Source organism: Planobispora longispora, from assembly GCF_016863135.1.
Lineage (GTDB): Bacteria > Actinomycetota > Actinomycetes > Streptosporangiales > Streptosporangiaceae > Planobispora > Planobispora longispora.
Map to the genome: position 1 here is coordinate 142,175 of NZ_BOOH01000045.1, position 21,977 is coordinate 164,151.

29 protein-coding genes are annotated in these 21,977 nt (G+C 71.5%); 12 read left to right on the forward strand and 17 right to left on the reverse strand.

Going from position 1 to position 21,977, the window contains the following annotated elements; all coding sequences use genetic code 11:
* Positions 1-116 precede the first annotated feature (116 nt).
* Positions 117-1,025 carry a helix-turn-helix transcriptional regulator gene (locus Plo01_RS27250; protein ID WP_239317147.1) on the forward strand — a complete coding sequence of 303 codons (909 nt, stop codon included), beginning with the start codon at positions 117-119 and terminating at the stop codon, positions 1,023-1,025.
* Positions 1,026-1,072: 47 nt separating this feature from the next.
* Here the strand turns inward: Plo01_RS27250 and Plo01_RS27255 are convergent, their stop codons facing one another.
* The 9 genes from Plo01_RS27255 to rpmG form a co-directional block, all read right to left on the reverse strand.
* Complete coding sequence (locus tag Plo01_RS27255; protein ID WP_203893541.1) at positions 1,073-1,978, reverse strand: LLM class flavin-dependent oxidoreductase; 906 nt, start codon at positions 1,976-1,978, stop codon at positions 1,073-1,075.
* A 167-nt stretch (positions 1,979-2,145) separates the two neighbouring features.
* Positions 2,146-3,237: an NAD(P)/FAD-dependent oxidoreductase gene (locus tag Plo01_RS27260; RefSeq protein WP_203893542.1), complete on the reverse strand. Its 1,092-nt coding sequence runs from the start codon at positions 3,235-3,237 to the stop codon at positions 2,146-2,148.
* Between the two features lie 83 nt (positions 3,238-3,320).
* A complete protein-coding gene (locus tag Plo01_RS27265) occupies positions 3,321-3,785 on the reverse strand; it encodes a MarR family winged helix-turn-helix transcriptional regulator (RefSeq protein WP_203893543.1) in 465 nt (154 codons plus the stop codon).
* 59 nt (positions 3,786-3,844) lie between these two features.
* Positions 3,845-4,597 carry a class I SAM-dependent methyltransferase gene (locus Plo01_RS27270; RefSeq protein ID WP_203893544.1) on the reverse strand — a complete coding sequence of 251 codons (753 nt, stop codon included), beginning with the start codon at positions 4,595-4,597 and terminating at the stop codon, positions 3,845-3,847.
* A 110-nt stretch (positions 4,598-4,707) separates the two neighbouring features.
* On the reverse strand, positions 4,708-4,875 hold the full coding sequence (gene rpmF, locus Plo01_RS27275) for a 50S ribosomal protein L32 (protein ID WP_203893545.1): 168 nt from the start codon (positions 4,873-4,875) through the stop codon (positions 4,708-4,710).
* Between the two features lie 3 nt (positions 4,876-4,878).
* Entirely contained in the window at positions 4,879-5,178 is a 300-nt protein-coding gene (gene rpsN, locus Plo01_RS27280; RefSeq protein ID WP_203893546.1) for a 30S ribosomal protein S14, read from the reverse strand.
* The gene (gene rpmB, locus Plo01_RS27285; protein WP_203893547.1) at positions 5,178-5,414 is read right to left on the reverse strand and encodes a 50S ribosomal protein L28; all 237 of its coding nucleotides are present in this window, start codon (positions 5,412-5,414) and stop codon (positions 5,178-5,180) included. Before rpmB ends, rpsN begins: the two co-directional genes overlap by 1 nt.
* Positions 5,414-5,659 (reverse strand): type B 50S ribosomal protein L31, encoded by a 246-nt coding sequence (locus Plo01_RS27290; RefSeq protein WP_203893548.1) that lies wholly within the window; start codon positions 5,657-5,659, stop codon positions 5,414-5,416. The genes rpmB and Plo01_RS27290 overlap by 1 nt, the downstream gene beginning before the upstream one ends.
* Positions 5,660-5,663: 4 nt before the next feature.
* Positions 5,664-5,828, reverse strand: a complete 165-nt coding sequence (gene rpmG / locus Plo01_RS27295) for a 50S ribosomal protein L33 (RefSeq protein WP_203893549.1) — start codon at positions 5,826-5,828, stop codon at positions 5,664-5,666.
* A 117-nt stretch (positions 5,829-5,945) separates the two neighbouring features.
* Here rpmG and Plo01_RS27300 point away from each other — a divergent pair, with 117 nt between their 5' ends.
* Positions 5,946-7,088 (forward strand): CobW family GTP-binding protein, encoded by a 1,143-nt coding sequence (locus Plo01_RS27300; protein WP_239317149.1) that lies wholly within the window; start codon positions 5,946-5,948, stop codon positions 7,086-7,088.
* Positions 7,085-7,312, forward strand: coding sequence for a 30S ribosomal protein S18 (gene rpsR / locus Plo01_RS27305; RefSeq protein ID WP_203893551.1), 228 nt, complete (start codon positions 7,085-7,087; stop codon positions 7,310-7,312). The genes Plo01_RS27300 and rpsR overlap by 4 nt, the downstream gene beginning before the upstream one ends.
* Before the next feature lie 152 nt (positions 7,313-7,464).
* Here rpsR and Plo01_RS27310 read toward each other — a convergent pair whose 3' ends face one another.
* Complete coding sequence (locus Plo01_RS27310) at positions 7,465-8,172, reverse strand: sensor domain-containing protein (RefSeq protein ID WP_203893552.1); 708 nt, start codon at positions 8,170-8,172, stop codon at positions 7,465-7,467.
* 185 nt (positions 8,173-8,357) lie between these two features.
* On the opposite strand from Plo01_RS27310, the gene Plo01_RS27315 reads away from it, so the two are divergent.
* A complete protein-coding gene (locus Plo01_RS27315) occupies positions 8,358-8,915 on the forward strand; it encodes an AAA family ATPase (protein WP_203893553.1) in 558 nt (185 codons plus the stop codon).
* A gap of 58 nt (positions 8,916-8,973) precedes the next feature.
* Here Plo01_RS27315 and Plo01_RS27320 read toward each other — a convergent pair whose 3' ends face one another.
* Positions 8,974-9,273, reverse strand: a complete 300-nt coding sequence (locus tag Plo01_RS27320) for a hypothetical protein (protein ID WP_203893554.1) — start codon at positions 9,271-9,273, stop codon at positions 8,974-8,976.
* 927 nt (positions 9,274-10,200) lie between these two features.
* Entirely contained in the window at positions 10,201-11,049 is an 849-nt protein-coding gene (locus tag Plo01_RS27325) for an NmrA family NAD(P)-binding protein (RefSeq protein WP_203893613.1), read from the reverse strand.
* A 169-nt stretch (positions 11,050-11,218) separates the two neighbouring features.
* On the opposite strand from Plo01_RS27325, the gene Plo01_RS27330 reads away from it, so the two are divergent.
* The 3 genes from Plo01_RS27330 (at position 11,219) to Plo01_RS27340 (ending at position 13,029) form a co-directional block, all read left to right on the forward strand.
* The gene (locus Plo01_RS27330; protein ID WP_239317151.1) at positions 11,219-11,623 is read left to right on the forward strand and encodes a winged helix-turn-helix transcriptional regulator; all 405 of its coding nucleotides are present in this window, start codon (positions 11,219-11,221) and stop codon (positions 11,621-11,623) included.
* A gap of 234 nt (positions 11,624-11,857) precedes the next feature.
* Complete coding sequence (locus Plo01_RS27335) at positions 11,858-12,628, forward strand: aquaporin (RefSeq protein ID WP_203893555.1); 771 nt, start codon at positions 11,858-11,860, stop codon at positions 12,626-12,628.
* On the forward strand, positions 12,625-13,029 hold the full coding sequence (locus Plo01_RS27340; protein WP_203893556.1) for an arsenate reductase ArsC: 405 nt from the start codon (positions 12,625-12,627) through the stop codon (positions 13,027-13,029). The genes Plo01_RS27335 and Plo01_RS27340 overlap by 4 nt, the downstream gene beginning before the upstream one ends.
* Before the next feature lie 117 nt (positions 13,030-13,146).
* Here the strand turns inward: Plo01_RS27340 and Plo01_RS27345 are convergent, their stop codons facing one another.
* Genes Plo01_RS27345 through Plo01_RS27355 form a run of 3 tightly spaced genes read right to left on the reverse strand, consistent with a single transcriptional unit; the run spans position 13,147 to position 16,278 of the window.
* Positions 13,147-13,494, reverse strand: coding sequence for an ArsR/SmtB family transcription factor (locus tag Plo01_RS27345; RefSeq protein WP_203893557.1), 348 nt, complete (start codon positions 13,492-13,494; stop codon positions 13,147-13,149).
* Positions 13,495-13,506: 12 nt separating this feature from the next.
* Positions 13,507-14,775 carry an MFS transporter gene (locus Plo01_RS27350; protein WP_239317153.1) on the reverse strand — a complete coding sequence of 423 codons (1,269 nt, stop codon included), beginning with the start codon at positions 14,773-14,775 and terminating at the stop codon, positions 13,507-13,509.
* Between the two features lie 30 nt (positions 14,776-14,805).
* Positions 14,806-16,278, reverse strand: a complete 1,473-nt coding sequence (locus tag Plo01_RS27355) for an FAD-dependent oxidoreductase (protein ID WP_203893558.1) — start codon at positions 16,276-16,278, stop codon at positions 14,806-14,808.
* Between the two features lie 189 nt (positions 16,279-16,467).
* Here Plo01_RS27355 and Plo01_RS27360 point away from each other — a divergent pair, with 189 nt between their 5' ends.
* Both Plo01_RS27360 and Plo01_RS27365 read left to right on the forward strand, forming a co-directional pair.
* Positions 16,468-16,632 (forward strand): hypothetical protein, encoded by a 165-nt coding sequence (locus Plo01_RS27360; protein ID WP_203893559.1) that lies wholly within the window; start codon positions 16,468-16,470, stop codon positions 16,630-16,632.
* 64 nt (positions 16,633-16,696) lie between these two features.
* The gene (locus tag Plo01_RS27365) at positions 16,697-17,275 is read left to right on the forward strand and encodes a sigma-70 family RNA polymerase sigma factor (protein ID WP_203893560.1); all 579 of its coding nucleotides are present in this window, start codon (positions 16,697-16,699) and stop codon (positions 17,273-17,275) included.
* Between the two features lie 112 nt (positions 17,276-17,387).
* Here the strand turns inward: Plo01_RS27365 and Plo01_RS27370 are convergent, their stop codons facing one another.
* The gene (locus Plo01_RS27370) at positions 17,388-18,680 is read right to left on the reverse strand and encodes an ArsB/NhaD family transporter (protein ID WP_203893561.1); all 1,293 of its coding nucleotides are present in this window, start codon (positions 18,678-18,680) and stop codon (positions 17,388-17,390) included.
* 194 nt (positions 18,681-18,874) lie between these two features.
* Between Plo01_RS27370 and Plo01_RS27375 the strand changes: the two genes are divergently transcribed.
* From Plo01_RS27375 to Plo01_RS27385, 3 genes are all read left to right on the forward strand, one after another.
* On the forward strand, positions 18,875-19,042 hold the full coding sequence (locus tag Plo01_RS27375) for a hypothetical protein (RefSeq protein ID WP_203893562.1): 168 nt from the start codon (positions 18,875-18,877) through the stop codon (positions 19,040-19,042).
* Between the two features lie 144 nt (positions 19,043-19,186).
* On the forward strand, positions 19,187-20,716 hold the full coding sequence (locus Plo01_RS27380; RefSeq protein ID WP_203893563.1) for a hypothetical protein: 1,530 nt from the start codon (positions 19,187-19,189) through the stop codon (positions 20,714-20,716).
* A 75-nt stretch (positions 20,717-20,791) separates the two neighbouring features.
* Positions 20,792-21,232, forward strand: a complete 441-nt coding sequence (locus Plo01_RS27385) for a hypothetical protein (protein ID WP_203893564.1) — start codon at positions 20,792-20,794, stop codon at positions 21,230-21,232.
* A 114-nt stretch (positions 21,233-21,346) separates the two neighbouring features.
* Here the strand turns inward: Plo01_RS27385 and Plo01_RS27390 are convergent, their stop codons facing one another.
* A complete protein-coding gene (locus tag Plo01_RS27390; protein ID WP_203893565.1) occupies positions 21,347-21,958 on the reverse strand; it encodes a TetR/AcrR family transcriptional regulator in 612 nt (203 codons plus the stop codon).
* Positions 21,959-21,977: the final 19 nt, after the last annotated feature.

The window sequence follows — 21,977 nt, forward strand, 5'->3', positions numbered from 1 at the left end:
ATCCACTCCCCCGCGGCCGACCAGAACCGGGCTCAGACCGGCATCCGGGAGGGTGGTCATTTCATGACCAGGCTTCCGCCGCCCCTCCGCCGTTCTCAGCACGCATCATGAAACACATGGACAGGGCGAAGGAACTGGGTGATTTCCTCAAGAGCCGGCGGGCCGGGCTGAATCCCGAGGAGCTGGGACTGAAGGCGTACGGCACGCGCCGCCGCGTGTCAGGGCTGCGCCGCGAGGAGCTGGCGATGCTCGCGGGGGTGAGCGTGACCCACTACACCCGCCTGGAGCAGGGACGGGCGGCGGGCGCCTCCGACGCCGTGCTCGGCGCGCTGGCCCGCGCCCTGCGGCTGACCGAGGACGAGACGGCCCATCTCAAGCACCTCGCCCGGCCCCCGGCGCCCACGCGGCCCGCCCCGGCCCGGCCCGAGCACGCGAGCCGCTCGGTCCGGCGGCTGCTGGAGGCGATGACCGAGGCGCCCGCCCTGGCACTGGACCGCAGGAACGACATCCTGGCCTGGAACGGGCTCGGCCACGCGCTGCTCGCCGGTCACCTCGACCCCGCGGCCCCCGGCAGCCCGGCCACGCGGCCCAACCTGACCCGGCTGCTCTTCCTCGACGGGCACTTCCGCGAGCTCTACCCGAACTGGTCCGAGGAGGCCACGCTCGCCGTCGCCTCCCTGCGCCTGGCGGCGGGACGCCACCCGGACGACCGCGGTCTGGCCGAGCTCGTCGGCCGGCTCGTCATCCAGAGCGAGGAGTTCGCCGAGCGCTGGGCCCGCCACCCGGTACGCACGTGCACCTCGGGCGTCAAACACCTCCGCCACCCGCTCGTCGGCCCGATGGAGCTCTCTTTCGACAACCTCCTCATCCCCGGCGGGTCGGGGCAGCGCATCATCGCCTACAGCGCCGAGCCCGGCTCGCCCTCCGAAGCCGCGCTGCGCCTCCTCCACCTCTCCGCCCTCGACTCCGGACCGGCGGAAACGGCCGGCGACCAGGCGGACGCGCATCCGCGTTCCACTCCCTGAATCGAATCCATCTGTCGGCACGGTGACCCGCCGGCTGTGCCGTCGCGCTACTTCGCGACGGCCTCCCGTACGGACGGGACGATCTCCCGGGCCCAGCGGGCCAGGGTGGTGAGGTCCGGGGCGCCGTGTCCGGCCGAGAAGAGAGTGAAGCCCGATGCTCCGTGCTCCAGCACGGCCCCCGTCAGTTCCTCGACCCACTGGTCCACCGAGCCGCCGAGCCAGCGGCCGTCGCGGTCGCGGGTGGCGGGCAGCGGCCGGTCGGTGATGTTCCCCGGGAAGTTGAAGACCGTACGGATCTCGCCCGGATCGCGGCCGGCGGACGCCGCCGCCTCGTCGATGATCGGCCGGGATTTCCGGTAGCGGTCGCTGAGCCAGTCGGCCGCGTGGCCGGGGATCCAGCCGTCGGCCACGCGACCGGTGGCGGCCAGGGATTTCCGGCCGACCGAGCCGGTCCACACCGGCGGCGCGGCGACGGGAGCGGGCTCGATCTGGTGCACCTGGTAGTGCCGGCCCTGGAAGGTGACCGCGGGGCCGCCGCCTGACAGCCGCTTGACCAGGACGATCGCCTCCTCGAAGGCGTCCACGGCGTCGCCGGGTGTCAGCTGCGGCACTCCCATGTCGGTGATGCGGTTCCACAATCCGCCCGCGCCCATGCCGAGCACGATCCGGCCGCCCGACAGCGCCGACAGCGACGTCACCGTCCTGGCCAGCATGGGAGCGGGCCGGGTCGGCAGGTTGGTGACGTTGGCCAGCCCCGCGATGCGCTCCGTGCGCCCGAGGATGAAGCCGAGGGCGGCGTAGGCGTCCACGCGCCCGCCGATGTACGGGTGGTCCGACAAGGAGAAGACGTCAAGACCGTCCCGGTCGGCCTGCCGGGTCATACGCAGCAGCTGGGGGATGTCGTCGAGGTCGGAATGGGCGCCGAACCCGAAGACGACGTCATGTGCGGACATTGTTCTGCCTCTCGAAGAAGATGTTCATCAGGCGTGTGCTTCCGGCGCGTGCTCGGTGCCGCGCCGGGGACCGGGCGGGACACGGCGCGGGGACCGAGCGGTACACGGCGCGGGGGGCCGGGCGGGAGACGGCGGGGCCGCCGCGGCCCGGCCGGATGCGGTCCGTCTCAGGCCGGGCCGAACTGCTCGACGAAGCGGCCGGTGAACAGGTCGGCCCCCTTGTAGGCCGAGACCGTCTCGGCCGGGACGACGGCCGGCCCGTCGGGGGTGGGCAGCTGGCCGACGCCCCCGCGCGGGCCGAGGGGCAGCAGGATCATGGGGTGGGGCAGCGGCCGGTAGGCGGCCGCCGGCTGCTCGCCGCGCAGCTGGGCGAGGATGTTCTGGGCCACCACCTCGGCGTGCTGCATCGCGTACCCGGCCATCTTGGCCTCGTCGACGTCGGTGATGTCGCCGATGGCGTAGACGTGCTGATAACCGCGCACATTGAGGGTGTCGGTGACAGGCACGTGCCCCTGGGGCGTGCGCGTCGTCAGCTCGCCGCCCGCGAGGTAGTCGCTGTTGATCCGTACGCCGTGCGCGCGGAACCAGATGTCGGCGGTGATCTCGTCCCCGGCGGTGGTGGTCACGGTGAACGTTTCCGCCTGACCGGGCCCGGTCGCCGGGGGCGTGCTCAAACCGGCGCCCAGCCGCAGGTCGATGTCCAGCTCGTCGAGCTGGCGGCGCAGTTCGTCGCGCATCTCGTCGGGGAAGGCCGGCAGGAGCCGCTCGGCCGGGTCGACGACGGTCACGTGCTTGTGCGGCCACACTTCCTTGATCTCGCCGGCCAGTTCCAGGCCGACCGGCCCCGCGCCGAGGATGAGCACCCGCTCGGAGCCCGCCAGCTCCTTGTGGGTCCGCAGCAGGTCGTCCAGGACCTCACCGGTGGAGTCGGAGGCGGGCTTGGCCGGGTAGGCGTAGCTGGAGCCGGTGGCGAGAACCAGGTAGTCGGCCTCGATCCGCCGGCCCGAGGCCAGGGTGACGCCGCCGGGGTCCGCCGAGACCGCCCGCTCGCGCACCACCGTGCCGCGCCTGAGCCACTGCTCGTAGGGGAAGAACATGCGGGGCGCCCAGTCGGGGCGCGTCAGCGCCCGCAGCGAACCGGCCGAGTTGACGAACGCGTCACGCGGGTCGATGAGGACGACGTCGGCCACCGGATCCAGCGCCTTGGCGAGCGCGGAACCACCGTAACCGCCGCCGATGATGACAACCGTACGACTCATCATTGACACTCCGACACAGAGAAGGGGTTCAGTTCGTGTTACGAACCATATTAGTTCGTGGCACGAACTGCAACCCCTCCCGGTCAGCGCGGCCGGTCCGGTTCCATGAACACGCTGGGCGCCTTGTTGTCCGCCACGACGCGGCCGAGCAGGGCCGCGAGCGCGTCGCGCTCCCCGGGCTCGAACCCGGCGGTCAGCTCCTCGATGCGGCGGCAGGTCTCGGCGTAGAACTCGTCGACCAGCTTGGCGCCGCGCTTGGTGAGGGCCACCCGGACCGCCCGGGAGTCCTGCGGATCGGGCTTGCGCTGGACCAGGCCGTTGCGCTCGCTGCGGTCGACCAGGCCGGTCAGACTCGACTTGGCCAGGCCGAGCATCATGCCCAGCTCGCTCATGCCGTACGACTGCGGCATCAGGACGCACAACAGCTGGCCCTGCTGCTGGGTCAGGCCGTGCTCGCGAGCGGATTCCGCGTACACGGCGTCCACCAGGAAAGCGGATCGCACCAGCGCGGCCACCACCCCGATCGGGCCGTCAACATTCTTACTCACCGGCCAAGGGTAACAAATTCGCAGGACGAACTACTGTTTCACTTCCGCGAAGGACTTTCTCAGCGGACGGCCACGAGGACCACGTCGTCCCCGGCCTGCCAGACCGGGCCGACCTGGCCGAACCCGGCCCGGCGGAGCAACGCGCCGTGGACGGAGGCCGACACCCGGTGGTCGCCCCCTCCTGCGGCTCCCTCCTCCCGCTCGGCCATGAGGCCGGCCAGCGCGGGTTCGGCCGCGGCCGCCCGCCACCAGGACGTCCAGTCCTCTCCGCCCCCCACTCGGGTACGGCGCAACGCCGCGGCGACGGCGGCGATCGCCGGCTGCTCGTCGTAGAGGTTGTCGGCGTTGACGAAGACCCCGCCGGGCCGCATCCGGCCGGCCAGCTCCCGGTAGACCTCCGCGAGGGTCTGAGGCGGCAGGTAGTGCAGTGCGGTCGACGACACGGCCGCGTCCAGCTCGCGATCGAGGCCGAGCAGGGCCGACCAGCCCGGCAGGCGCAGGTCGGCCTCGACGAACCGGGCGGCCCGCGGATGCACGCTGCGGGCCAGAGCCAGCAGCAGAGGATCGTTGTCCACCCCGACGATCTGCGCCGACGGCAGCCGCCGGATCACCCGCGCCGACAGCGAGCCCGGGCCGCAGCCCAGATCGAGCACGAGCGGCCGGTCACGTCCGGACAGGGAGTGGCCGAGCACGTCGCCGATCACGGTGAACCGTCTCTCGCGGTCGGCGACGTACTGTTCCTGTTGAGCGTCCCAGCGCCGCAGCCACGCTTCGGCGAGTTCCGGTCGCAGGGGTGTCGCGTCGGCTGCCATGGGCGCCTTCCTCTCCATGTCGTCTGAACATCCATGTCGCCCGAACATCCGCGTCGCCCGAACATCCGCGTCGCCTGGACGGCCGTGTCGGCGGCGCACCCGGGCATGCCTCAGTCGAGAGTGATCAGGCCGCGCTGGTAGGCGCACACCAGGCGGCGGGGCACCAGCAGCTCCCGCCCGTCCACGGTGATCGGCACCAGGTCGGGCGCGGTCGCCTTCCACCGGGAGCGGCGGTGGCGGGTGTTGCTGCGCGACATCTTGCGCTTGGGGACGGCCACGGCCTACCAGCTCGCCTTCGTGACGCCGGGCAGCTCGCCGCGATGGGCCATCTCGCGGAAGCGGATGCGCGACAGGCCGAACTTCGTCAGGTGGCCGCGGGGGCGGCCGTCGACCGAATCGCGGTTGCGGACGCGGGTGGCGGAGGCGTCACGGGGCTGGCGGGCCAGGGCGCGCACGGCCTGCGCCCGCTCCTCGGGCGTGCCGGTGCGGACGATCTCCTTCAGCTCGGCGCGGCGCTCGGCGTGGCGGGCCACGATCGCCTTCCGGCGCTCGTTAGCGACGATCTTGCTCTTCTTGGCCATCAGACCTTCCCTCCCCGGGCGCGGATGCGGGCCACGGCCGCCTCGACGCCGATCTTGTCCACGGTCTTGATCGCCTTGGCGCTGAGGGTGAGCCGGACGAAGCGGTCCTCACTCGGCAGCCAGTAGCGGCGGTGCTGGATGTTGGGGTTCCACCGGCGGCGGGTGCGCCGGTGGGAGTGGGAGACGCGGTTGCCGAAGATCGGCGCGGTCCCGGTGAGCTGGCAGTGCGCCGACATCAGGCCCTCCCGTAGCGCTGGTTGAAGCGCTCGACCCGGCCGGCGGTGTCCAGCACCCGGCTGCGGCCGGTGTAGAAGGGGTGGCTGGCCGAGGAGACGTCGACGTCGATGACGGGGTAGGTGTTGCCGTCCTCCCAGGTGATCGTCTTGGTGCTGGTGGCGGTCGAGCGGGTCAGGAAGGCGAAGCCCGCGCTCGGGTCGCGGAAGACCACGGGGCGGTAGTCGGGGTGGATGCCCTTCTTCACGGGGTCATCGCTCCTCTCGGAACAGCACGTGCTGACGGATGGTCGGGTCGTATTTGCGCAGGGTGAGCCGGTCGGGGTCGTTACGGCGGTTCTTGCGGGTGACGTAGGTGTAGCCGGTTCCCGCGGTGGATCTGAGTTTGATCACGGGCCGGAGCTCGTTTCTGGCCATGGGGTTCCTCTCGTGCCGTCTGGACGTGTAATGATAATGGGAACGATTTTCATTCCGTCAACCGATGTCCGTCCGAGGTTCCGCGGACGTCCCCGTCCGCACCTGCGAAGGAGACCCGTGTCCACTCCCGTCGTCCTCGTGGCGGGCCTGCACGCCCAGGCCCGCACCCCCGCCGTCGAGGCGCTGCTGGCCGGGCACCCCGGCGCCGTCGCGATCCACCACGACCTGCGCTCGGTGACCCGCGGGCGCGTCGAGCGCGTGGTCCGCGACGCCGTACAGGTGCTGGATCTGACCGAGGTACGGCTCGCCCACGGCTGCGTGACCTGCACCGTGCGCGAGGACCTCCTCCCCGAGCTCCTCCGGCGCGCCGCCACCGCCCCCCTGCTGGTGGTGGAGCTGTGGGACTCGGTCGAGCCGCGCTCGGTGGCCGAGGCGATCGACTGCGCGGAGGCCCACGACGCCCTGAGGCTCACCGCGGTGCTCACCGCGCTGGACGCCGCCCACATGCCCATCGACATCACCCGCGGCGACCGCCTGGCCGAGACCGGCCAGATGGCGGCCGGCGGCGACGAGCGCCACCTGGCCGAGGTGCTGGCCCGGCAGATCGAGTACGCCACCGGCCTGGTGCTGCACGGCGGAGACGAAGAGGACGCCGACCTGGCCCGCGCCGTGCTCGGTCACCTGGCGCCCGTCACCCCCGTCTTCGGCGTCGACACCCTGCCCGAGGTGACCGGCGCCGCCCTGTGCACCGGCACGCTGGCCGAGCGCGTCGACCCGGCCACCGCCCAGCTGCCCTGCGACACCCAGACCGACGAGGTCACCACGGTGGTCTGGCACCGGTTGCGCCCGCTGCACCCGGCCCGCCTGTTCGAGGCCGTCGACGAGCTGGCCACCGTCTCGGTCCGCTCTCGCGGGCGCTTCTGGCTGGCCACGCGGCACGAGTGCATGCTGGCCTGGGACGCCGTCGCCGGCATCGTCTCGGTCGAAGACGCCGGTCCCTGGCTGGCGGCTCTGCCCGAGGCGGCCTGGGACATGGTCTCCCCTGCCCGCCGCATGGCCGCCGCCCTCGACTGGGACGAGATCACCGGCGACCGCGTGCAGCACCTGGTCTTCACCGGCCCCGACCTCGATCGCGAGCGCATCCACGCGCTGCTCGACTCCTGCCTGCTCACCCCGGAAGAAGCCGTGGCCGGCCACACCGCGTGGGCCGGATACGACGACCCGTTCGCCCACATCCTCGACCTGAAGGAGATCGCATGAAGCCCCGCCGTACCCCCCGCAAGAAGAGCAACCCGCTGCGGGGAGTGAGTTACATCGACTACAAGGACGCCGACCTGCTGCGCAGGTTCATCTCCGACCGCGGCAAGATCCGCAGCCGCCGGGTCACCGGCGTCACCGTCCAGCAGCAGCGACAGCTCGCCCGCGCGATCAAGAACGCCCGGGAGATGGCCCTGCTGCCCTACGCCTCCCGCCCCCGCGGCTGACGCTTCCGATCCGGCGGGGTGCCGGCATATTCGACGTCGCGACCCTCCGTCCCGCGCCCGGAGGCGTATACCGTGTGCCCCGCCCCGGCCGGGGTGAGGGCGCCCGGCACGCCGATGCCGCCGGCGGCGCCGGCGGACAGGTGGGCGATCTCTCAGGGGGTGAAAGCGGCGCGGTGCTCACCGGCCCAGTCGGCGAAGGCGAGCGGGCACTCACCGGCGAGCCCCGGATCGTCGCCGCGCTCGTGCAGCTCGGCCACGGCGGTCAGCATGGCCCGGCTGAGCCCCGACTGCACCAGCGCCGCGCCGCGGACCACCAGCGGGAGCGTGATCGCGAACAGCACGCCGATCGCGGTGTTGAAGATCACGCCGACCAGGACGCCGTCGCCGAAGCCGAGCAGCTCGGCCGGGCCGTTGTTGTCCGGGATCCCCTCGAGGATCCACCCGTAGATCGGATAGGTCAGCCCGAGGACCGCCCCGGCCCACCAGGTCACCGTGAGGCAGAACGTCACGACGGCGATCGGGAAGTTCACGACGGCGTACAGCAGGTCCAGCCACGACTGACCGTTGGCCATCGGGTTCACCAGCCGGCGGAAGAACCCGGCGGCCCGCGGGGCGGGGCGGTAGCGCGGCCGGGCCACCGGGCGGCCGAGCACCTCGGGCAGCATCCGGCGCTCCAGGTCGGCGAAGCCCCGGGCGAGCATCATGGTCGCCGCCAGGATCGGCACGCCGATCCACACCACCACCGTCCCGACACCGGCCGAGAAGCCGACGACCGTCAGACAGAAGGCGATCAACGCCAGGGGGAAGCTGATGAGCAGGTAGCGGGTGTCGATGCCGATGCGGCGCAGGGGGGATCTCATGGAGCCAACGCTATGAGCCGCCGGACGGGAGATCGATCCTGCCGACAGGCTTCCCGGGGTAGGGCTGTCCCTACCATCCCGGATGGCATGGTCTCCGCCCCGAAGAGACCCGTCGACCGCCGGCGGGCACCGCTGTCCTGCGATATCCGCGCCCGCGCGGGCGATGGGCCCGTAGGCTGCAGTCGATGGTCGCGGGATCCGAGCACACACGCCTGATCGTGCTGCGGGGCAACTCCGCCTCGGGCAAGAGCACGATCGCCGCACGGCTGCGCGCCTGCTACGGGCGCGGCCTCGCCGTGGTCGGCCAGGACGTCATCCGCCGCGACATCCTGAGGGAGCGGGACCAGGCCGGTGCGGCCACCATCGGATTGATCGACGTGGTCGTCCGCTACGCGCTGGACAACGACTACCACGTCGTCCTGGAAGGCATCCTGTACGCCGACCGGTACGGCGCGATGCTGCAGGCGCTGCGCGCCGGCCATCGGGGCTCCAGCCACTTCTACTACCTGGACGTGCCCTTCGCCGAGACCCTGCGGCGGCACGCGACCAAACCCCAGGCCTCCGCCTACGGCGAGACCGAGATGCGGGAATGGTTCCGCCCGCTGGACCTGCTCGACACCGGCTGCGAGCAGATCATCGGCCCGGACAGCTCGCCGGAGGAGACCCTCCAGCGCATTCTGGCCGACACCGGACTCACCACCGCGCACACCCGCGCCGGCGAAGACCGCCAGGCGTTCGGATAAGGCCGTCTTGAAAGAGCTCGGCCCCGAGTGCGCGAGGCGGTGACCTTCTGCGGGATGCTCAGGAAGCCCGCCTCGCCGAAAGAAACAGCCAGAACGCTGCCACGAACAGCGTCGACGACAGCACGAGCATCACCGTGTCCGGCCAGGACCCCGGCTCCATGACGTCCTGCCCCAGGGACGCGGTGAGTCCGAAGGCAGCCAGCGACAACATGCCCCAGCCGTAGTACCGGGAGTCATGCTGACCACGCCAGAGAAAAGCCAGGCGGGGCACCCGCTTGACCACCAATGCGTAGACACCGAGGGCCGCAGCCAAACAGGAGATACCCAGCGTGATCCCCTGCGCCACTCCGATGCCCATCCAGGCCAGCTCCTTCTGCAGAAAAAACAATCACGCTTCTCAGACAGTTTGCCGAATCGTTCTCATATAGATCGAGGACGCCATCACGGCCCGGGGTCGCGGCCCCCGGCCGCGCATGCGACCCGGAGGCCGGTCATGGCAGCGCCCGAATCACCCGCCACACAGCCACCGCGCCGGCCCCGGCATGCCGCCGTCTGGAACGCTACGACTGCCTGCGCCGGAAAACGCAGGTCATCTGCGGAACGACATCTCCGGCCAAGCTCTCCGCCATATGACTGAGCCCCCACCCCTCACGCTCGACACCCTCAATCAACTCGGCCGCATCCGGCGCAGCCCAAGGGTTCGTCTTCCCGTGCTTGGAGCGCAAACGAGCCACGAAGACCGAGCGTCCCTCTCGGTGAGCCTGTCGAGCCTCCTCAAGGAGCTGCTGAAGATCCTGCTCATCGTCTCGAAACCACGCCATAGTCCAGGAAACCCTTATCGAAATTGATGTACCGAGCTCATCGGGGAGCAACGACCTAGCGCCCGGAGGGGTTCCCGTTGTGGCCACGGCTCGTGAGCCTGTGGCCCACAGCGCTGCTCGGGCCCGGGTTACGCCTGGAGGCGGCGATTCGCGAGCAGAGGCGACGGCGGCGACCTACGAACGGCTCCGAGAAGAGTTCACCTATGACGAGGAGACCTGGGTTTCCGTCGGCTTTGTGCGAGATCTGCCTCCCCAGGAGCCCCTGCGACGGGGGATCTGGTCCCTCCTGCGACGCGGCTGGCTCTCCAACGTCGCCTTCAGTACCCCTGAACACCTCGTCCAGCGCATCCGGCGCGGCCTACGGCACATCCAGTACCGCAGCGAACTCATAGACGGCTGCCTCGCCGAGACCGGCCTGGCGATCAGACCTACCTGAGCAACCCGGCCACATCACGAGTTCAACCTCAGTAATGCAGGGCGGCCGCGAGTGCCTCGGCCAGGGTCACGGGCGGGCGGCCGATCAGGCGGCGCAAGTCGCCAGAGTCGGTGTACATCTCGCCGCGGTTCATACCGCGGTCAGCGTCAGCGAGGACCTCCGCCAGCTCGGCGGGTAGGCCCGCGGCGTCCAGTACCTGGGCGAAGTCGGCCACCGGGAGGTCAGCGTAGGCACCCTGCTTTCCGGCCGCAGCGGAGATCGCGGCGGCGAGCTCAGTCAGGGTGAAGGATTCGTCGCCGCCGAGCTCGTACACGGCGCCGGTGTGGCCTTCAGTGGTGAGGACGACCGCTGCGGCCTCGGCGTAGTCGGCGCGGGACGCGGCGCTGATCCGTCCCTCGCCTGCGGCGCCGACGACCGCGCCGTTCTGCAGGATCTGCGGCAGTTGGCTGGTGTAGTTCTCCAAGTACCAGCCGTTGCGCAGCAGCACGCCGGGGATTCCGCGGTCCCGCAGATACGCCTCGGTCTCGCTGTGCGTGGCACCGATGACGGTGGTGGCCGTGTCCGCGTGCGTCGTGCTCGTGTACGCCACTAGCGACACGCCTGCGGATGCCGCGGCGTCGATCACGCGGCGGTGGTTGGCGACCCGCTCGCCCACGGGGACCGAGGCCGAGATCAGCAGCAGCCTGTCCGCCCCCGAGAATGCCTCGGCCAGGCCGTCCGTGTCCGCGAAGTCGGCGCGGCGTACCCGTGACGCCTCGGTCGGCCAAATCCTTGATCCCGGCGATGTCCCGGCCGGTCGCGATGATGTCCGCGGCCGGGATCCCGCGCCGCAGCAGTGCCTCGACGGTGAGCCTGCCCAGCTGGCCGGTTGCTCCAGTGACGACGATCGGCATGATGGTCATTCCTTCCTTCCGCGCGTGCCTCGCACGCCTGCCGCGGTCCGTCCGCCGCGGGATGGAACACAGAATGACCTGAATACTCTCTGTTGGGGAGTAGCCACTTCTTGGTAGGGTACTTACCGCAGCGAAAGCATTGAGGTGAGCCGTATGGCTGCTGTCGAGAATGCGACCGGGCCCATGCCGTCATTCGATCCGTACGAGCGCGGCTGCCCGTCGCGGGACCTGCTCGACCAGATCGGCAGCAAGTGGGCGGTCCTCGTGCTGGGCGAACTCGGCCGGAACGGGACCTCCCGGTTCGGTCATCTCCGGCAGGCGCTGGCGGGCGTGAGCGAGAAGATGCTCACCCAGACGCTGCGCACCCTCGAACGCGACGGGCTGGTCAGCCGGACCGTCTATCCAGAGGTGCCGCCGCACGTGGAGTATGGGCTGACCGCGCTCGGCCAGACGCTACGGGAACCGCTGAAGGCGCTCACGGAGTGGTCCGTGCTGCACATCGAAGAAGTCATCACCGCCCGCGAAGAGTACGACGACCGCACTGAACGCACCAGGTAATCAGCGGCGGCCAGCGGTCTGGCCATAGACGGCCGCCTCGCCGAGACCGGCCCGACAATCAGACCCACCTAAGCCACCCGGCGACATCACGAGTTCAACCACAGTATGTCCGACGAGCCGCAAGTGCCCTACCACTCACACTCCAGCCGACCTGCCAATATAGACAGCGGTAAAATCACGGGTTTCCAGTGTGATCAAGGGGAGACGATGGAACCGTCCGGTCGGAGCGGGCGCGTGAGCCCGCCGGCCCGTCGCGTGCTGGCCGAGTTCGTCGGCAGCATGCTGCTGGTGGCCGTGGTGGTCGGTTCCGGGATCATGGCTCAGACCCTGTCCCCGCAGGATGTGGGGCTGCAACTGCTGGAGAACGCCATCGCCACGGTGTTCGGCCTGGGCGTGCTGATCGTGGTGCTCGGTCCGGTCTCCGGCGCCCACTTCAACCCGGTGGTCTCGCTGGCCGACTGGTGGCAGGGCCGCCGCACCGGCGCCGGGCTCACCGCCCGCGATCTGGCCGCCTATCTGCCCGCGCAGGTCGGCGGGGCGGTCGCCGGGGCGGTGCTGGCCAACGCCATGTTCGCCCAGCCCGCGATCAGCTGGGCGGCGACCCGGCGCAGCGCGGGCCATCTGTGGCTGGGCGAACTCGTCGCCACCGCCGGGCTGGTCCTGGTCGTCTTCGGCCTGGCGCGCTCCGGTCGCACCGCGGTCGCACCGGCGGCGGTCGCCGGCTACATCGGCGCGGCCTACTGGTTCACCTCCTCCACCAGCTTCGCCAACCCCGCCGTCACCGTCGGGCGGGCCTTCTCCGACAGCTTCGCCGGCATCGCCCCGGCCTCGGTACCCGCCTTCATCGCCGCCCAGCTGCTCGGCGGCGCGATCGGCCTGCTGCTGGTGGCCGGCCTGTTCGGCCGCCCGACGGCCGGGATCGCTCAGGAAGCGGTCATGGCCCATCCGGCGGGGCCGTCCAGCCGGCCCGCCCCGCGCTCCGAGGAGAGGATCGCCGACCGATGAGCGACAAGCCCAGCGTGCTGTTCGTATGCGTGCACGACGCCGGCCGCTCCCAGATGGCCGCCGCCTGGCTGGCCCACCTGGCACGGGGGCGCATCGAGGTCCGCTCGGCGGGCTCGGCCCCGGCCGAGGCCGTCAATCCGGTCGCGGTGCGGGCCATGGCCGAGGTCGGCGTCGACATCACCGCCGAGCGGCCCAAGGTACTGACGAATGAGGCCGTGCGCGACTCCGACGTGGTGATCACCATGGGTTGCGGGGACGCCTGTCCCTTCTTCCCCGGCAAGCGCTATGAGGACTGGAAGCTCGACGATCCGGCCGGTCAGGGCATCGAGGCGGTACGGCCGATCCGCGATGAGATCCGCACCCGCGTCGAGCGGCTCATCGCCGGACTGTTGTCCTCTTGAGGCGGGACGCGCTCGTGACCGCGGGCCGCCTCGAGATCGCGAGAACCTTCCAGAACACGGGCCGCCTCAAGATCGTGGGATCCTAGATCGCGGGCCCTTCCAGATCGCGAGGTCCTTCTAGATCGCGGCGGGTTCGGCCAGCGGGGCGAACAGCGCGCCCAGCCTGTTCACCGTCTCCGGGACGATCCAGTAGTAGACCCAGGTGCCGCGCCGCTCAGAGTCGATCAGCCCGGCGGTGCGCAGCACCTTCAGGTGGTGGGAGATGGTGGGGGCGGTCAGGTCGAAGGCGTCGGTCAGGTCGCACACGCACGCTTCGCCCCCGGCGTGGGAGCCGATCATCGACAACAGGCGCAGCCGGACCGGGTCGGCGACCGCCTTGAGCAGCACCGCCAGCTCGGCCGCCTCGGTCTCGCCCAGCGGCTCGCGGGCGATCGGCGCACAGCAGGCGATGGTGGACGCGGTCATGAGGGGAGCTCCTTACTTCGACGCTGCTCTAAATGGTATGCGGTGATAGGCGGTCAACGTGATCGCGGCCAGAGCGCAGCAGGCCGCCACGGCCGCCATCACCGCGGTGTAGCCGACGACTGAGACCAGGACGGCGGCGACCAGCGGTGCGACGGCCTTGGCCGCCAGGACCGGCAGCGCCATGGCGCCGCTGATGCTGCCGTAGGCGCCGGTGCCGTACCGCTCGGCCAGGAGCGCGGGGCGGGCGATGGTCGCCACCCCGAAGCCGAGCCCGAACAGCGTCACCGCCACGATCGCCCCGGCGGTGTCGCGGCCGATCAGCGGCAGCAAGAGGGCCGCGGCGCCCTGCAGGGCGAAGATGGCGGCAGTGACCAGAGCGATCGGCCGGCGGGCCGACAGCGCGGTGCTGACCAGGCGGCCGGTGACCGACAGCACCCCCAGCAGCCCGGCCACGCCTGCCGCCAGCACCGCGGAATGCCCCAGAGCGATCAGGTAGGCGACCAGCAGCACCCCCATCACGGCGACCGCGGCGATCTGGGCGAAAAAGGCGGCGACCAGCAGCCAGAACGCCCACCCGCGCAGGGCGGCGCGCACGAGGTCGGCGCGGCGCGCCTTCGCCGATGCGCCGGTCCGGCCGCCCCGGGCGCGGTCGTGACCGGGAAGGATCAGCGCGTGCAGGGGGACGGCCAGAGCTCCGTAGACGGCGGCCAGGATCACCAGGGCGGTGCGCCAGCCGAAGGCGGCGACCAGGAATCCGGTCAGCGGGAAGAACACGCTGGAGGCGAACCCGGCCACGATGGTGATCACCAGCAGTGCCCGGGACCGCCGGGCGGGTGCGGAGACGGCCACGACGACGGCGAAGGCCGCCTCGTACAGCACCATCGCCGAGGCCAGGCCGACGAGCACCAGCACCGCATACAGCTGGACCAGGCTGGTGACCTGCGACCAGGCCAGCACCGCCGCCACGCCGAGCACCGCCCCCGCGGTCATCGGGATCCGGCCGCCGCGGGCGTCCAGCAGGCGGCCGACCCATGGGGCGGCCAGTGCCGCGGTCAGCACCGAGCAGGTCAGCGCCCCGGCGACCTGGCCGGTGCCGGCGTGCAGGTCACGGCTCATCGGGGTGAGCAGGACGGCGAAGGCGTAGTACAGCACGCCGTACCCGGCGGTCTGGGTGATCGCCAGGGCCGTGACCAGGCCCGCGCCGTCCCGGCCCCGGTTCCCGCCGCGTCCGCCGGCGGAAGGATCAGGAGCCGAGGCGGTGGACGGGGTCAGCTTCCGCACTCGATCACCATACGGCGAGGCGTCCGCGCGTCAGCCGCAGCAACCGCCGCTCCCGCCCGTTTCCCCATCGACCAGCGGCAGCGGGCCGGCCAGCAGGCCGCCGCCGACGCCGGTGGCCAGCCCGACCCGGGACTCCTGGGCCTCGGCCAGGCCGGAGGAGCACACGCCGGTCTCCGGCAGCTCCAGCCGCACCTGCCGGGCGGCCTCCCAGTCCCCGGCCAGGGCGGCCACCACCGAGCGCACCTGCTCGTAGCCGGTGGCCATCAGGAAGGTCGGGGCGCGGCCGTAGCTCTTGACCCCGACGGCGTAGTAGCCCGCTTCCGGGTGGGCCAGCTCGTCGGCGCCGTGCGCGGGCACGGTGCCGCAGGAGTGGTGGTTGGGGTCGATCAGCGGGGCCAGCGCCCGGGTGGAGCCGAGGATCGCATCCAGGTCCAGACGCAGTTCGCTCGCGATGGTGTGGTCGGGACGGTAGCCGGTGGCGGCCACGATCCGCTCGGCCGCCACCTTCCGCTCCTCCCCCGACGGATCCCGGCTGATCACCGTCACGCTCTCGCCGTCGGCGGTGAGGGTGTGGGTGAAGAAACCGGTCAGCAGCGTGATGCGGCCGGACTCGACCAGCGCGTGAAGCCGGGTGCCGAGCGCGCCCCTGGCCGGGAGCGCGTCGGCGGCGCCGCCGCCGTAGGCGCGGGTGGCGTCTCCGGCGCGGATCGCCCAGGTGACGCGGGTCGCGGGGACTTCCTCGGCCAGCAGGGCCAGTGCGAGCAGGGTGGTGGCGGCCGAGTGCCCGGCGCCGACGACCAGGGTGTGCCTGCCGGCGTACCGCTCCCGGTCGGCGCCCAGCACGTCGGGCAGGGCGTGGTCGATGAAGGAGGCGGCCTCGGCCTCGCCGTGCGCGGGCAGGCCGGAGGCGCCCAGCGCGTTCGGGGTGGCCCAGGTGCCGGAGGCGTCGATGACGGCGCGGGCGGCGATCTCGGTGCCGTCGGCGAGGCGGATCAGGAAGGGGGCCCGCTCCCGTCCGGCGGTGCGCAGGCGGTCGTATCCGGCCCGGCTGATGCCCTCGACCTCGGCGTTCAGGCGCAGGTGACCGGCGATGGCCGGATGGGCGGCCAGCGGTGTCAGGTACTGCTCGACGAGTTCGGCGCCGGTGGGCAGCCACTCGGGATCCGGCGCGCTCCAGCCGTGCGCGTCCAGCAGGCGGCGGGCGGCCGCGTCGATGTCGTACTTCCACGGGCTGAAGGTGCGCACGTGTCCCCACTGGGCGATGGAGGCGCCGACCTGGGCCCCGGCCTCCAGCACCAGGAAGTCCAGGCCGCGCTCGGCCAGGTGGGCGGCGGCGGCCAGGCCGACCGGCCCTGCGCCGATCACCACCACCGGAAGGCGCTCCAGGCGCGCGTCGACGGCCCGCGCCGGACCCGCCTGCCCGGCCGGCGCGCTCTGCGTGGCCGGTACGGCCAGCGCGCTCTGCTCGGCGGGGACGGCCGGGCCGCAACATCCACCACTCATGATCGTTCCTCCTGGGTCGGACAGTCGTTGTGATTCGAAGGTTGTCTAAGTAGCATTCAGTCTGTCACCTTGATTAGAGAGATGTCAAATTAGACAGCGACCTAACCAAATGGACCTCTCCGATGCGTCCTTCCGCCGGATCCGCCGTCTACCCCACTGAAGCCGTTTCCCGAAACCGGAGGATCCGCCATGACCACGACCGACACCACCGCCACCGCCACCGCCACCTGCTGCTCGGCCACCACGCTGCAGACCTGCTGCGCGCCCGAGGACAAGGCCGCCTGCTGCGGCGCCCCGGCCGACGCCTCGACCGGGGCGGCTCCGGCGGCGCCCGGCGGCTGCGGCTGCCGGTAACCCCCTGTCCACGCCCGAGGCCGGGCCGACCGGTCTCGGGCCCGCTTCCGAAAAGAGCAAGACCATGACGACACCCGCCCACCCGGCCTCCGACATCGCGGCGATCACGCGGATGCGCACCCGCCTGGTCGCCTTCGTCGCCGCCCGCGTCGACCGGCCCGACGAGGCCGAGGACATCGTCCAGGAGGTCCTGGTGCGCATCAGCCGCAGCGCCTCCGAACTGCGCGACGCCGGACGACTGGAGGCCTGGGTCTACCAGATCACCCGCAACGTGATCATCAACCACCACCGGGCGGCCGTCCGCGCCGGACGCACCCGGGCTCGCGCGGCCTTCGATCGCACCCTGATCGCCGAGACGGCCGATCCCGGCGCGCTGAGCGCGCTGACCGGCTGTCTGGCGCCGATGCTGGCGCGGTTGCCGGAGCGCGACCGCCAGGCCATCACCATGGTCGACTATGACGGGCTGACCCAGGCCGAGGCCGCACGGCGGCTCGAACTCTCGGTACCGGGGATGAAATCGCGCGTCCAGCGGGCCCGGGCCCGGCTGCGCACTCTCCTGCTGGCCTGCTGCCGGATCGCCGTCGATGCCCGGGGGGACGTGCGTGAGGTGCTGCGGCCCGCGGGCCCGTGCCCGTGCGGCTGACCCGCCCCACTCCTGCCGGGGCTGACGCGTGAGTCGTCCAGGGTCTGCGGACGCGGTCGCCGAGGCGGCCTTCCAGACCGGCTGCGGGGTTCGGGCGGCCGCAGGCGCCGGGTCACATCAGGTAGCGCAGCCACAGGTACGGCGCGGCCAGCGCGACGGTCACCGCCGTGACGACGAGGCCGTACCTGGTGAACTGCCAGAAGCTGATCGGCGTGCGGTTGCGCGCCGCGATGCCCAGCACCACCACGTTGGCCGCCGCGCCCACCGCGGTGGCGTTTCCGCCCAGGTCGGCGCCGAAGGCCAGCGCCCACCACAGCACCTGGGCCGTCTCGTCGCCTCCGCCTGCCTGCACCAGGTCGGCGACGATCGGGCTCATGGTGGCCACGTACGGGATGTTGTCCACGACGGCCGACAATCCGGCCGAGGCGCCCAGCAGCCCCATCGTGGTCAGCTCCAGCCGGCCGGCGGTGGCACCGACCGCGGCCCGCGACAGCTGTCCGATGACGCCGGTCTCGACCAGGGCGCCGACCATGACGAACAAACCGGCGAAGAAGGTCAGGGTGGGCCACTCCACCTCGGCGATCGCGTCCTCGGTGGTGACCTTGGTGGCGGCCACCAGGATCCCGGCGCCCAGGACCGCCACCACCGACGGCTCGTAGTGCAGCACCGGATGCAGCACGAAGGCCGCCATCACCAGCGCGAGCACGGCCAGGCTCTGCCACAGCAGCCGCCGGTCGGCGATCGCCTCGCGCTCGTCCAGCGCCATGATCTGCGCCGCCCGCTCCGGGTCGTAGCGGAAAGACCGGCCGAACATCACCCAGCACAGCCCGACGAACACGACCATGAGCACGATCACCATGGGCGCCATGTGCACGAGGAAGTCGTTGAAACTCAAGCCGCCCCGGCCGGCGATGATGATGTTGGGCGGATCGCCGACCAGGGTGGCGGCCCCGCCGATGTTGGAGGCCATCGCCTCGGCGATGAGGAAGGGCGCCACCGGCAGCGCCAGACGCTCGCACACCAGCAACGTCACCGGCGCGATCAGCAGCACGGTGGTGACGTTGTCCAGCAACGCCGAGGCGCCCGCGGTGATGAGCACCAGCAACACCATCAGCCGGAACGGCCGGCCGCGGGCTTTCTTGGCGGCCCAGATCGCCAGGTACCCGAAGACGCCGGTCTGCTTGAGCACCCCGACGATGATCATCATGCCCAGCAGCAGGAAGACGACGTTCCAGTCGATGCCGGCGTGCGCGGAGAAGAACGCCGCCCGCGCGTCGGTGGCGTGAATCAGCAGCATGAGGCCGGCGCCGCCGAGGGCGGCGGCGACCCGGTGGATCCTCTCGGTGGCGATCAGCGCGTACGCGCCCAGGAACACCGCCACCGACACCCAGGCGAGCACGCTCATCCGGCCGGCGCCCGCTCCGGCAGCGCCCGCAGCGTGACCGCGCCGGCCGGCCGACTCCGCTCTCGCACGGCACATCTCCCCTCTGCGGGTCATGACATGCCGACCAGACTTCCCGGCTCACCTGCCGTCACCGTATCAAGCGCCGCTCTCCGGCGGGATCGGCCCGGTTTTCTGTCGGAGGCCGTCCCTAAGCTGTGGTCCGTGGGCGTAGCCGGAACGACCGGTGCCGAACCGCCGCCAACCACCTGACCGGCGCACTCTCCCTGATCACCCGGATCGCCGACGGGCGGAGTCCCGACCCGGCCGAGGTCGACGCCACGCCCTTCGCCGCGCTGCTCGGATACCTGGGGCGGCAGCCCTAGGGAGGTCCGCCCGGTCGACCGTCGCGAAGTGGATGATCCAGTGACATACAAGCGGAATTCAAGCGCAAGCGGTCATAGTGCCGCATACCGCCCGGCGATCACCGGGCGGTATGCGATGTCCGGCCCCTCCACGAGGAACCCCCTTTGCCTGCCGCCCAGCACCACGACGCCCTCACCCCCCGCCTCATCGGCGCACCGGTCTGGCACGACCGCATGCTCCACGAGGCGGGCATCCCGGTCCACGACGTTCCGCTGGTGTCGGTGGGCGGCGGCCTCGGCTCCTTCACCCTGCTCGACGTGCTGCGGATCTGCGGGGTGCCGGCCTCGGCCATGAGGGTGCTGTCGAACAGCGACACGCCCTGGCAGACCTGGGAATACCTGACCCGTGTCTCCCAGCTCCCGCCGGGAGAGCGCATCCGCTCCGACGCGGGGGCCCGGCCCGACAACATCTGGGGTTTCCCCTCCTACGCCGTGCACGAGGCCTGGCGGGACAGGTCCCCCAAGCTGCTCTGGCAGGTCCTGGTCGAGCCGGTCTTCGCCGACTTCTTCAGCCCCAGGGCCTCGACGGTCTTCGCCACGGTCAAGCGCGAGGCCGACCGCATCGCGTACGGGGACATGCTGATCAAGGGGCAGGTGCGGATGGTCCGCCGCCGCGACGGCGGCGGCTACTTCACCCTCCTCACCCCGCCTCCGGGCACGTCGCCGGCCAAGCGCGTGGCGATCCGCTCCCAGTACGTGCACCTGGCGGTCGGCTACCCGGGCCTGAAGTTCCTGGAGGACCTGCAGTGCTTCCGGGAGACCTACAACGACTACCACCGCGTCGTCAACGCCTACGAGCCGCACGAGCACGTGTACGAGTTCCTCAAGACGAGGCCGGGCACGGTGGTGGTGCGCGGCGCCGGGATCGTCGCCTCCCGCGTGCTGCAGCGCCTGATGGACGACCGTGCCCGGTACGGCCTGCAGACCCGGATCGTCCACCTGTTCCGCACGTACGTGACCGGCCCGCACGGTCGCGGCCCGCTGATGCGGCGCAAGGGCGGCGACGGCTGGGCCTACCAGGCGTTCACCTTCCCCAAGTCCGCCTTCGGCGGCCAGCTGAAGGCGCAGTTCGACCGGGCCGACGGGCTCAGGCGCGCGGAACTGTACAAGACCGTCGGCGGGACCACCACGCCGAAGCTGCGCCGCTGGCAGGAGCAGATGCGGCAGGGCCGGGAGGGCAACTGGTACCACCCTCTGCAGGCCGTGGTCCACAAGGTCGAGCCGGCCCCGGACGGGCGGCTGGTCAGCTTCGTCAGCCACGGTGACGGAAGTCCCGGCCACCACGTCTCGGACTTCATCATCGACTGCACCGGGCTGGAGGCCGACATGCCCGAGCACCGGGTCCTGGCCGACCTGCTGGAGCACGGCGGCGCCCGGCGCAACGGCGCGGGCCGCCTGACGGTCGAGAAGAGCTTCGAGGTGAGCGGTACGGCGAGCGGGAACGGCGCGCTGTACGCCTCCGGCGCCGCCACCGCCGGCAACCACTTCCCGGCGGTGGACAGCTTCCTGGGCATGCAGACCGCCGCCCTCGACATCGCCGCCGACCTCGCCCGGCGCGGGTTCTGCGCCGAGCTGGGACCGGCGAGGTCGATCAGCCAGTGGTTCAGGTGGGCCACCGGCCGCCCTCCGGCCTGATCCCGCGCCCCCTCTCCCCGCCCGAACCGCACCGCACCGCACCGCACCGCACCGCACCGCAAGGAGCAGCACGCCGTGATCCCGACCCTCGCCGGCCGCCTGCAGACCCGGATCTTCCTGCTCGCCACCGTCGGCGTGGTCCTGACGGCGCTGGTCGTTCCGGTGCTGCCGGGCGGCTCCGGTTCCCTGGCCGAGACGTATCTGACCGCCTACCTGATCCTGCTCGCGGCCGCCGTCGCGGGCCTGGGCTGGGAGCTGCTCTACCACCTGCTGATGCAGTTCCGCTGGGACAAGGACTGGCCCACTCTCTTCGGCCTGGTCACGATCGTCCCCGAGGGTCTGCTCATGTGGACGCTGCTGGAGCGAGGGCTGATCCCCGGCATCGACGGCCCCGTGCCCTTCTCCACGTTCGCGACCATGTTCGCCGTCGTCTGGACGGGCCAGTGGCTGTTCGCCAACGGCCCGATGCGGGTGCTCTCCGTCCAGTGGCGGCTGCGCGGCGGCCGCCTGTTCTGATGGCGGCGGCATGGGCCTGATCGTCATCGGACCGGCGGTGACCCTACGGCCTGATCGTCATCGGGCCGGCGGTGACCGCCTACGGCCTGGCCACGCACGGGCTCAGGACGAGGCTCAGGAGGGCGGCGCCAGCGAGCGCAGGTAACCGCCGACCGCGACGAGGGCGGCACGCAGCCGCTCCGGGTCACGGGTCGTCTTGGCCAGCAGCAGTCCTCCCTGGATCATGGCGAGTACGGCGTAGGCCGGCTGCTCGGTGTCGAGCCCCGGCGTGAGCAGACCGCGTTCCCGCAGCCGGTCCAGCATCGTGCGCAGATGCGCCGCCCAGCTGTCGAACGCGCGGGCGAGATCCTGCCGCGCCGCCTCGTCGGTGTCGGCGAGTTCGGCGGCGAGTGATCCGATCGGGCATCCGACGTGGCAGTCCATGGCCTGCTGGTGGGCCACGAGCGTCTCGAACCAGGCGTCCAGGCTCGCCCAGGAGTCGATCCGGGACAGCCCTTCCTCGACGCCCTCGACGAGCGACGCGGCCTGCCAGGCGATGACCGCGCGGACGAGCGCCTGCTTGTCGGCGAAGTAGTGGTACAGCTGGCTCTTGCTGGCCTCGGCGGCGGCCAGCACCTGGTCGAGGCTGGTGGCCTCGACGCCCTGGCGCTCGATCAGCCCGGCCGCGCCGACCACGATGCGCTCCCGGGTGCGCCGCCCACGTGCGGTCTTCGGTTCCTCCGGCACGTCACCACCGTACCACCGA